At 29.4% G+C, this 10,719-nt stretch carries 8 protein-coding genes; 7 read left to right on the plus strand and 1 reads right to left on the minus strand.

The genetic code is table 11. The annotated features are described in order from the left end of the window. Positions 1 to 124 precede the first annotated feature (124 nt). The 7 genes from NQ185_RS19655 to NQ185_RS19685 all read left to right on the plus strand — a co-directional run bounded on the left by NQ185_RS19655 (position 125) and on the right by NQ185_RS19685 (position 9,057). Positions 125 to 1,345, plus strand: a complete 1,221-nt coding sequence (locus NQ185_RS19655) for an O-antigen ligase family protein (RefSeq protein WP_257583780.1) — start codon at positions 125 to 127, stop codon at positions 1,343 to 1,345. Between the two features lie 56 nt (positions 1,346 to 1,401). Then, the gene (locus NQ185_RS19660; RefSeq protein WP_257583781.1) at positions 1,402 to 2,406 is read left to right on the plus strand and encodes a hypothetical protein; all 1,005 of its coding nucleotides are present in this window, start codon (positions 1,402 to 1,404) and stop codon (positions 2,404 to 2,406) included. Positions 2,407 to 2,503: 97 nt separating this feature from the next. Next, positions 2,504 to 3,568, plus strand: a complete 1,065-nt coding sequence (locus NQ185_RS19665) for a glycosyltransferase family 2 protein (protein ID WP_257583783.1) — start codon at positions 2,504 to 2,506, stop codon at positions 3,566 to 3,568. Between the two features lie 68 nt (positions 3,569 to 3,636). Further along, complete coding sequence (locus NQ185_RS19670; RefSeq protein ID WP_257583785.1) at positions 3,637 to 4,662, plus strand: glycosyltransferase family 2 protein; 1,026 nt, start codon at positions 3,637 to 3,639, stop codon at positions 4,660 to 4,662. A gap of 226 nt (positions 4,663 to 4,888) precedes the next feature. Continuing rightward, on the plus strand, positions 4,889 to 6,427 hold the full coding sequence (locus NQ185_RS19675) for an MATE family efflux transporter (RefSeq protein ID WP_257583786.1): 1,539 nt from the start codon (positions 4,889 to 4,891) through the stop codon (positions 6,425 to 6,427). Between the two features lie 90 nt (positions 6,428 to 6,517). Beyond that, on the plus strand, positions 6,518 to 7,570 hold the full coding sequence (locus tag NQ185_RS19680) for a polysaccharide pyruvyl transferase family protein (protein ID WP_257583787.1): 1,053 nt from the start codon (positions 6,518 to 6,520) through the stop codon (positions 7,568 to 7,570). 74 nt (positions 7,571 to 7,644) lie between these two features. Beyond that, entirely contained in the window at positions 7,645 to 9,057 is a 1,413-nt protein-coding gene (locus tag NQ185_RS19685) for a Coenzyme F420 hydrogenase/dehydrogenase, beta subunit C-terminal domain (RefSeq protein WP_257583789.1), read from the plus strand. Positions 9,058 to 9,829: 772 nt separating this feature from the next. On the opposite strand, the gene NQ185_RS19690 is transcribed toward NQ185_RS19685, so the two are convergent. Next, positions 9,830 to 10,018, minus strand: a complete 189-nt coding sequence (locus tag NQ185_RS19690) for a hypothetical protein (RefSeq protein ID WP_257583790.1) — start codon at positions 10,016 to 10,018, stop codon at positions 9,830 to 9,832. Positions 10,019 to 10,719 lie beyond the last annotated feature (701 nt).

The raw sequence follows: 10,719 nt of genomic DNA on the forward strand, positions 1-10,719 counted from the left end.
TAACGGAAAATTTCATTCTTATGGTTGAATTAAAGAATGATTTTTCTTACCCTATTCCAAATCTAACATTTTATCAAGTTGAATAAAGTATATTAAATTGGAAATATAAAAAGGGGATTTTAAGATGCTAGATAAAATAAATCTCACAATAAGAGTAAGTAAGCTACACTTACTATCTTTTAAATTATTCCTACTCTATCTTTTAACTGTATTTTCCATATCAGATCATCCACTTTTATATAATTTTTCAAAACTTCTTTTTATTGTACTTGCTTTTTTCACTTTCTTATATTTGTTGAAAAAAGAAATTAAAATAACTCCATTTTATATATCGTTTTTCTTTATTCTACTATGGTTCTGTGGATCATTATTATGGGCAGCCGATTTCAATAGTGGTTTAAAACGTTCATTAACATTAATTAATTTATTTATTATGAATGTTCTAATTTATGAAATTTTATATACAAAAAAACATGTTGATACTGCTATTAAATATATTATTTATGGTGGTGTATTAATGTGTTTTGTTGCATTTTTAATGACAGGGCCTCAAGGGATACTTATAGCTATAACTAAGGGTGTAAGACTAGGTGGAGAAATAAGTCAAGAGAATGTATTTGGATTCTACGCAGCAGTTACTGCTGTGTTGTGTATTTTTTATGCATATATATATAAGAAAAGAATGTATATTCTCCTAGCTTTTATTCCAATATTCTTTTCTATGATGTCGGGTTCAAAAAAGGCATTTCTTATAATCATAGTGGGAGTTTTATTAATAAATTATTTTAATTCTGAAGGAAAGAAATTTGGAAAACAATTGATAGGCTTATTTTTAATTATAGGTGTTGGATATATAGCGTTTTATATACCGGCGTTTAATATCGTTACTTCTAGAATAACTGAGTTTTGGATTTACACATTCGGTGATAGTTCCACTATAGACAAATCTACTTTTTATAGGCAAGTCATGATTGAAGGTGGATTAGAATTATTTAAAAATAATCCCATTGTGGGATATGGCATTTCAAATTACGGATATTATTTTCAAAGGTTAACAGGATATAATTTTTCATACGCACATAATAATTATATTGAAATACTTGTTAATAACGGTATTATTGGTTTCTTATTATATTACTCACTATTTATTTATAACCTAAAACACTTACTTAAACCTGCATTAAAAAGAGATTTTACTGCACAAGCTTTAATTATTTTACTAATAAGTATACTTGTTGCTGATATCGGTGCAATTAATTATTATGATAAATTTACACATATAGTTATTACACTATGTTTTGCATATGTCAGGATAATAAAGAGTATGGGAATAACTGAGAGATAGTTTATTTTATTTTACTTATATAATTTTAATCAGTATTAAGGATGAGTGAATAATTTATGAAAAAAATTTGCATAGCTACCTATGTATATGGTGAAAAATACCAAAGTTTTATACCTATATATATATATTCAATCTTGAAAAGTTATCCTGATTATTATATTAGGATTTATGTTGATAATAAACTCCTTTCAAATGTAAAAGAGCAATTGGCATTATTGAATAAATTAGGAGACTTTGAAGTGGTGGAAAACTTCCATACGAAACTTAAAATTTCACCTGAGCTTAAAAGTATAGAGCAAGTTTCCCGCTGTTTCCGCTGGTTAATGCACGATGAAATATTTTTAGAGTTTGATTCGATATATATTGGCGATATAGATATTTTTATTTGTAGAGAAAACCCTGGTCTTTATGAACAACATATAAAGCATTGTGAATTTCTTAATTTACCCTATAGTAACTGCGTAAGAACAAGGAAGTTGAATAAAAGTCAAAATATCAAGTTTATAGCACGAGCTTTGGTGAAGTTTGGTATAAAGGAAACTCTAAAATATTACAGAGATTCAAGAAGTGAAATAAAAAGACTTACTGGACTGCATTTTATTAAGACTACAGAGTATTATGCTAAAATAGCACCTGTAATTCCTAAGCTTCAAACATCTCTTGGAGATTTAGCGAATAAAAACTCAACTGAATGGAATCAAGTAATGTTTAATAATGAATTCTTTCTTTATGAGCTTATTGTAAAATCAGGAATTGGAGTGCCTAAAGAACTTCTTAATGGGGCGATAAATGATAGTAGTGATTATTATAGTTATTCATTTAGACCTCATCACGGGTTACATTTGGGCATATTTAGAGATATTCTTGGAGCTAGAAAAGAACATGATCTTATTACAGGTCAAATATATATAAATTACTATAAACAATTCTGTGAACTAAGAAATAATGATGACCTTTTTAAGGAAATTCAAGTTCATTTTTCACCTTATTTAAATCAAATAATTAACAATATGGACGAATATTATGGTAGCTACGGATTAATTCCTAGTGCACTAAAATAGTCATTATAATTTTTAATAAATTTCTTTTAGATTAAATACCTTAATACTGCTACTAATTAATTCTTCTTTTATTATTTTATCTGATAGGGGTATTCATATGTTTCCATTTGTTAGTGTGATTATTCCAGTTTATAATTCGGAAAAATCATTGGGGTATTGCATAGATTCATTAATTAACCAAACATACAAAGATATTGAGATTATTATCATTAATGATGGGTCAACAGATAATAGTGAAAAAATAGCACAAGAGTACGAAAATAAAGATTTACGTGTCAAAGTTATTACAAAAATAAATGGTGGGGTAAGTTCCGCAAGAAATATGGGAATTAAAGAAGCTTTAGGTGAGTACATCCTTTTTGTGGACTCGGATGACAGCATTGAACTGGATTCAATAGAAAGATTACATGAAATTTACCTTATAAAGAAATACGACACAATTATATTTAACTATAATAATGTTTATAATACTAAGGTTGTCAAAAATGAAAGCTTTCTAATAAATGGTTTTAAGATAGATAAAAATTCAAAAATGGATTTGTATGACTTTTGTGTCAAAAGTTCAAAGTTGGCTCCATGCTGGAACAAGCTTCACAAATCAACTATTATTAAGAACCATGAACTTTATTTTAGAGAAGATATGATTTGTGCTGAAGATGCACTATTTAGTATGGAGTTCTTAACGTATATAGAAAGTGGAATATTTATAGACATTCCACTTTACAATTATGTCAGAGATAACACATCTGCAGTTAATAAATATGATTACAGATATATGTATTCAACAATGTTATTTTTGAATTCACTCCGTAAACTTCTAAAACAATGGGGTATAAATACAGATAAATATAACCGTATACTAGATGATAGAATAATCCACTCAATTTTTGGGAAAATGAATCTAATTTATAATGCACCTAATCTTAAGACATTAAAAAGTAAATATATAGAGTTTTTTAAAATTATTAAGGATAAGGAAATACTAAAATTACTAAATACAAAAGAAGGAGATAAGTTAAGGTTAACATATAGATTTCAATGGCAACTTATCAGGAAAAATCAATATTTAGGGTGTTTCATTATTTCAATGTTTATTCATAAAACATATAAATTTATTAAACAAATTTATAAGAGTAGCCAGAACAATATAAATACAAGTTGAGTTTAATTGTTTAGCAGTAATTTTGATATATTTTATTAATACAAGTAAATTTTACTGGGGTCGATGTTATGGATGATAAAATAAGTGTTATTGTTCCAGTGTATAACGTAGAGGAGTATTTACCTAAGTGTATAGAAAGTATAATTAATCAAACATATACCAATCTTGAAATAATACTAGTGAATGATGGATCCACGGATAAATGTGGGGAGATATGTAACCATTATGAGTTGGTGGATAAACGAATACAGGTAATTCACAAAAAAAACGGAGGATTGTCTGACGCTAGGAATGAAGGCTTAAATGCTGCAACTGGAAAATATATAAATTTTATAGACTCTGATGATTATATTCATAAAGAGTATTATGAAGCTTTGATTAATTTAATGGTTGAAAATAACGCTGATATAACTCAATGCCAATTTATAAAGGTGTATGAGAGAAACGAAACTAAATATAATAATGACACGAACAATGACGACATTAATAAAGATGCTATTGTTCTAAATAATATTGAAGCATTAAATAATCTTTATAATAATAATTATGTTCCTACAGTAGTTGCGTGGAATAAATTATATAAAAAAGAACTCTTTGCTGATATTAGGTTTCCAAAAGGGAAAATACACGAAGATGAATTCACAATGTATAAACTGCTGTTCTCTTCAAAGAAGGTGGCTATCACTCCTAAAGGATTGTATTATTATTTACAGAGGGGTAATAGTATTATGGGGGAAAATTTTAATCCTAAACGTCTTAATATATTAGAAGCATATTCAAATCAAATAGAGTTTTACTCGAAAAAAAAACTATTTGATTTAAAGTTAAAAGCTGTTTTAAAACAAGAAAGCAATCTAAGAAATTTAATGAGAAAAACGTTAAATTCTAATTTAGATAATAAAAGAGAACTCTTTGATTATCTTATAAACTATTATAAACGAGATTTTTATTATTCAATTAAGGGTTGTAGGTTAAAAGGGAAAAGGAGAATTTTACTTTATCTATTTAAGTATAACCCAAAAGCTGTAATAAGTTTTATATGTAAGCTATTAGATAATAGAGATAACGGTAAAGCATCTTTAAAACGTCCATGAACCCCCCTTTTAGATAATTGAAAAAAAGAGCATTGATTCTGGAACAGTTTGGATAGTTCATGTATATAATTTAGTTTTTTTATGGTAAGGGTGGATTAAATATTCACTTATTTTTTATGTCTTTAGACTCGCCAATTTCTTATAATGTGACACTATAATCATTGCTTTTTTACTTCATTGAAAAATTTTATTTGCTATCAGAGATAAAACCAGGGAGATATAATATATGAGAAATAGGCAATTGTTAATAAATATGGTAGCAAACATAATAAGTTTTATAATAAATGCAGGAACAGCTTTTTTTTTAACGCCATATTTAATCAACAAGGTTGGTAGTGGAGCTTACGGCTTTGTGCCGTTAGCAAGTAACTTTGTTAACTATGTTACTATACTTACAACAGCCTTAAACTCTATGGCAAGTAGGTTTATTTCCATAGAGATTAATTCGAATAATAATGAAAAAGCTAATTCATACTTTAATTCGGTATTAGTTGCGAACACAATAATATCAATAGTTTTAATAATACCTTCAGTTCTAGCAATTTTAAACTTAAGTAATCTTTTAAATATACCTAGTACAATATTACTTGATGTGCAGCTTACTTTCGGGTTTGCTTTTCTTAATATGGTAATTGCCCTAATTGGAAATGTATTTGCAGTAGCAACGTTTTCTAGAAATAGGCTAGACCTACGAGAGGCAAGAAGTATCGAAGGGAGCATTATAAGAGTATCAGTCTTAATAGGACTTTTTATTGTCTTTAGTCCTAAGATTTATTTCATTACAGTTACTACAACTTTAGCAACCCTTTATAAAATTATAACGAATATATACTATACTAATAAGTTACTTCCTAATATCAAAATGAATTTATTAAAGTTTAATTTCAAAGCTGTAAAGGAGTTAATATCTTCAGGAGTGTGGAATTCAATTAACCAACTGAGCGTTATACTCCTAACAAGTCTGGATCTACTCATTGCCAACATATTTTTAGGTCCATTAGCTGGTGGGCATCTAGCAATAGTAAAGATATTGCCTATTTTTATTCAATCATTTGTTTCTAAATTGGTTAACGTTTTTGTTCCAGAGTTTACAATTTTGTATGCCCAAAAGAAATGGAAAGAGTTGTTGATAAGTATTAATAATTCAATAAAGGTGATGAGCCTTATTAATACAATACCAATATCATTCTTAATTATTTTCGGTGATACATTCTTTTCGTTATGGGTTCCAAACGAAAATAGTAATTCATTATATTTGTTATCCAATTTAACCTTAATACCTATGATAATAACTGGGAGTATTAATACAATTTTTAATGTCTATACAGTCACAAACAAATTAAAAGTTCCATCGTTAGTTTTGCTAATAACAGGTGTCCTAAACTTAATTATAGTGGTTGTTCTTTTGAAAACTACATCTTTGGGAATTATTGCGATACCTTTAACTGCATTAATAGTAGGAACCTTGAGAAATTTAATTTTCACTCCCCTTTATGCAGCTAAATGTCTTGATGTAAAGTGGAATTCCTTTTATAAAGCAATATTAAGAGGAAGTGTGTGCTCTTTAGTAATGATGGCGATTTGCTGGATCTTTAAAGTAAACATACAAGTAGATAATTGGTTTGAACTATTTGGAATAGCTGTAGCTAGTACTCTATTAGCGTTAATTATAAATGCTTTCATTATATTTAATAAAAATGAGAGAACGGCAATACTAAAAAAGGTTAAAAACACTTTTAAAAATAGATTTAAGAGAAAGTTATAGTAGTTTAACTAGAATGGATTATTCCGGGGGCTTATCTTAACGTATGGGAAGGTATCTCTCTTGGAAATATAAATTTAAGGAGTAATAATGATGAAGAAAAAAGTTTGGAATAGAGTGAGGAAATATATAGATAATAAGGTTTTTTATAAGAAATTAGAAAATAATCTTATTAAAGATAATGGCAAAAAGTGTTTTGTGTTTGGAGCACCATATCATAGTAATATGGGTGACCAAGCTCAAACTTATTGTATTATTAAATGGGTTAATAGGAATTACAAGGATCACAGTGTTTATTGTTTTGATACAAAAGCAATATCGGGTAATAATTATAAAGCTATGAAATTAATTAAAAGACATATCAAAAGTAATGATAAACTATTTTTACACAGTGGGTACCATACAACTGATTTATATATGCTTGAAGAAAATATGCAACGTGAAACAGTCAAGCAATTTATAGATCAACATATTGTTGTTTTACCACAAACTATTTACTATAAGGACCCAGAAGAAGAAAAGAAAGCTATTCAGATTTATAATAGTCATCCTAATTTAACTTTTATGTGTAGAGATGATATTTCATATGATACAGCTAAAAGGATTTTTTCTAATTGTAATTTAATAAAATTCCCTGATGTTGTTACAACATTAATTGGAACTAAACAGTATTTTAATGAGAGAAATGGAATTTTATTATGTATGAGAAATGACAAGGAGGCTCTATATTCTAAATCAGAAGTTTCTGATTTAGTTAGTCACTTGGGACACCTCGATAAAACTGAAATAACCGACACTACTATAAATAAGGATGCAAAATATATAAGTAATAACAGAGAAGCTACAATAAATTCAATACTGGAAGAGTATTCAAAGTATAAGGTTATAATTACTGATCGATATCATGGTACTATCTTCTCATTAATTACAAATACTCCTGTTATAGTTTTATCGTCTACCGACCATAAATTAAGTTCAGGAGTTAAGTGGTTTCCACAAGAATTTAGAGACTATGTGTTTCACGTGAAGGATATAAAAGATGTAAAAAGTTACGTGGAAAAAATATACAGTATGGAATATGAATATAAATTGGAACCTTACTTTAACCAAAACTTTTATGATAAGTTAAAAGATATTTTGGAATAAGGTTATTAAGCAGTTATGGATGGGTTTGGATTAAATTTGAATTCGGTAATAATACTTAATAAAGGGTGTGTATTATGGGCGAAAGAATTATTGAATTAATGAATACTGTAGTTGAGAATGACTTTTGTATTGGATGTGGAGTTTGTGCTAGTCTAAAGGACTCCCCACTTACAATGAAGTTAGACCAATTCGGTAAATATAGGCCATTTTTAAACGAAAATATGCAACAAAGAGATTTGGAAGTAAATGCGTTAACGGTATGTCCTTTTTCCAGTGATAGTAAAAATGAGACCGAGATTGGAAAGGAATTATTTGGACATAACGAAAAAACTAGTTTTAATAAGTATACAGGGTATTATATAAAAAATTATGTTGGACATGTAAAGGAAGGAGAATATAGAGAGAAGGGTAGCTCTGGGGGAATGGCTAATTGGATATCTGCCCAGCTACTCAACAAAAAATTAGTCGATGCAGTTATTCACGTGAAGTCTGTAAATAATAGTAATCAAGTTTTATTTAAATACCAAATTTCCCATAGTGAAAGTGAGCTATATAATGGCGCCAAATCTAGATATTACCCTATAGAAATGTCTCAGGTAATTAAATTGGTAAAAGAAAATAAAGGTAAATATGCAATAGTTGGAATACCTTGCTTTATTAAATCTATTAGATTATTAGCTGATCAAGATAAGGAAGTCAAAGAACGAATTAAATATTTCATTGGACTGGTTTGTGGTCACTTAAAGAGCGACATGTTCGCAAAATCAATAGGTTGGGAACTAGGAATAGAACCTGAAAAACTAAAAAGTATTGATTTTAGAAAGAAACTAGAGGGTAGGCTTGCATACGATTATGGTGTTGAAGTAGAAGGTGAGAAAAATGGAAAAGATGTAGTTTTAGGTGCACCTTCGAGGGAGTTATATACAACAAATTGGGGACATGGTCTTTTCAAATATAATGCTTGTGAATTTTGTGATGACGTATTAGCAGAAACTGCAGATGTGACATTGGGTGATGCATGGTTGCCTGAATATTCAATAGATAGTAAGGGTACCAATGTAATAGTAGTAAGAAATCCAGTTATACAAAAGATATTTGAAGAAAGTAAGGAAGATAAAGTTCATATTGAGGAGATTAGTCCGGAAAAGGTCTTTGAATCGCAAGCTGGTGGTTTTCGACATAGAAGAGATGGGTTATCTTATCGTTTATATCTGAAAGATAAAAATAACGAATGGAGACCAAAAAAGAGAGTTTTACCAAGTGACAAACATAGTAACAAAAGAAAAAAGATATATGCAAAGAGAGCTGTATTATCACAAGAAAGCTTTAAAGCTTACAAAATTGCGGAAAAACAAAAAGATTTTAAAGCTTTCATAAATCATATGGATTATATAATTGAGGATTATAATAAAACGGTTGCACCTTCTTATTTAAGTAAAGTGTTACGTAAAGTAAGAAAAAAAGTTAATAGATTAGTTAAGCAATAAATTATTAACCTGTTTTTACAAATGGTGTTTGTAAGATTGTGTTTTGTAAGCCCGTATTCAAAGAACGCATATAAATAGATCTGCACCTCCAGTGGTATTAAAGATATCAATTTAAATGGAGGTGCTTTTCATATGCCGCAACAAAAACTTACCATTGTTCTAGTTACATTACATACTCAAAAGGAAAATAACCCCGCATCTAATCTGTATTTGGCAAGAGGAAACGTATAAAGGATCTGCGTAAAATCTTGTGTAAGTAGTATTCTGATTATTGCAGATGAATTGAGCCACGACTGCGGAGTTTTGATCCATTCATTGCGGATAAAAGAGCCACCATTTGCGGAACTCAGAGCCAAAGCGTAGCTGCTTGCCATTGACTGTAACGTCCGATTCTTAGTATCCGTTGGAAGGGGGCGGGGCCCCACCAGCGGATGCTTAGAAGCGATTTGTCCGTGTTATCATGTTTGAGCAGGTGTGCCTATTAGGCATTATTTCTGCCACACTTGCGATAAATCCACCACACGGACAAAAGTTAAGTCAATGGTGGCGGACTAGCGAATTTACTCTATATTTGGCAGTAGAGTAGCATTTACCCTTACTAATAGTGGCTCTTTTATCCGCACTAGCTGGCTCTATTGTCCGCAAACAGTGGCTCAAAACTCCGCAAAGGTGGCTCATTCTGGCCGCAATACTCACTGTGGCGCTCTTTGCTCAAATTGCGCTTGAATCCCTTGCTTACTAATATAAAAAAGCAACTTTAGAAGAGATGGTTTCACAATACATCTCTAATGACTATATCACGGTAAAATGCTCCGTAATACTCCATACAATCATACCTGCTGTAATTTTCTTTTCCAATTTTGTTGTAATTAAGTAGAAGAAGTTCAAGTTGTTTTTTCGCTTCTTCTTCTGTTAATTGATCAACATAACTTTTAATGCCTTTTTCTATTTTCAAGAACATTCCCCTCCTTTAGTCCTAATCTTCGACATAAAGAGGGGAAATCCTTCTATTTAACTAAGATCATGAATTTACTTCAACTAAAAATCTATTCAATTAATACAACAAAAAATAGAATTAACGTATATAATGCGTTCTTTGTGAGTTTTTCTATCTTTTGAAAAAACATAAATGAATTTAAAAAATCTTATTTTTTTGTACATATATCAATACATTGTTCAATCTGTTTTGCTTTATATTAATTAGCCTGTAAACGTTAAACTAGAATCAACAGTTTTCCATAAATAGTCGTATTTATAAAAAACTGTTAAATTCTACTTGACGGTTACATAACACGCGACGCAGATTTTACAGACGAAAAATAAAAGAAAAGAATCTGGAACGTAGCCCTTTTGTACTATCTACTCAATCACATCTTTATTACTAATTTTCTTCCTTTTAAAGGTATTATTTTAAATAAATGTCGGATTTATAGAAGAAATTTGTAGAATTATAGATAAATAGTCATAAGTGTGCAATAATATAGAAAGGTAAGAAAATTTCGTTTTTTAAAGGGGGGATGCAATAGGGCGGTTAGTGATTACTGCCACTTGAATTTACCACCTCTGCCATATTATTTACCACCGAATGACAAGAAACTTACCACCGTTTGCCAAACTATTTACCAACCTAAACCTTCTATATAATTAGTGTGCATGCCAATA

This window comes from Lederbergia panacisoli, from assembly GCF_024626525.1.
GTDB lineage: Bacteria > Bacillota > Bacilli > Bacillales > Bacillaceae_C > Lederbergia > Lederbergia panacisoli.

Coding starts and splice junctions, on each gene's coding strand:
- NQ185_RS19655 (WP_257583780.1), top strand. CDS start 125: ATGCTAGATAAAATAAATCTCACAATAAGAGTAAGTAAGCTACACTTA.
- NQ185_RS19660 (WP_257583781.1), top strand. CDS start 1,402: ATGAAAAAAATTTGCATAGCTACCTATGTATATGGTGAAAAATACCAA.
- NQ185_RS19665 (WP_257583783.1), top strand. CDS start 2,504: ATGTTTCCATTTGTTAGTGTGATTATTCCAGTTTATAATTCGGAAAAA.
- NQ185_RS19670 (WP_257583785.1), top strand. CDS start 3,637: ATGGATGATAAAATAAGTGTTATTGTTCCAGTGTATAACGTAGAGGAG.
- NQ185_RS19675 (WP_257583786.1), top strand. CDS start 4,889: ATGAGAAATAGGCAATTGTTAATAAATATGGTAGCAAACATAATAAGT.
- NQ185_RS19680 (WP_257583787.1), top strand. CDS start 6,518: ATGAAGAAAAAAGTTTGGAATAGAGTGAGGAAATATATAGATAATAAG.
- NQ185_RS19685 (WP_257583789.1), top strand. CDS start 7,645: ATGGGCGAAAGAATTATTGAATTAATGAATACTGTAGTTGAGAATGAC.
- NQ185_RS19690 (WP_257583790.1), bottom strand. CDS start 10,018: ATGTTCTTGAAAATAGAAAAAGGCATTAAAAGTTATGTTGATCAATTA.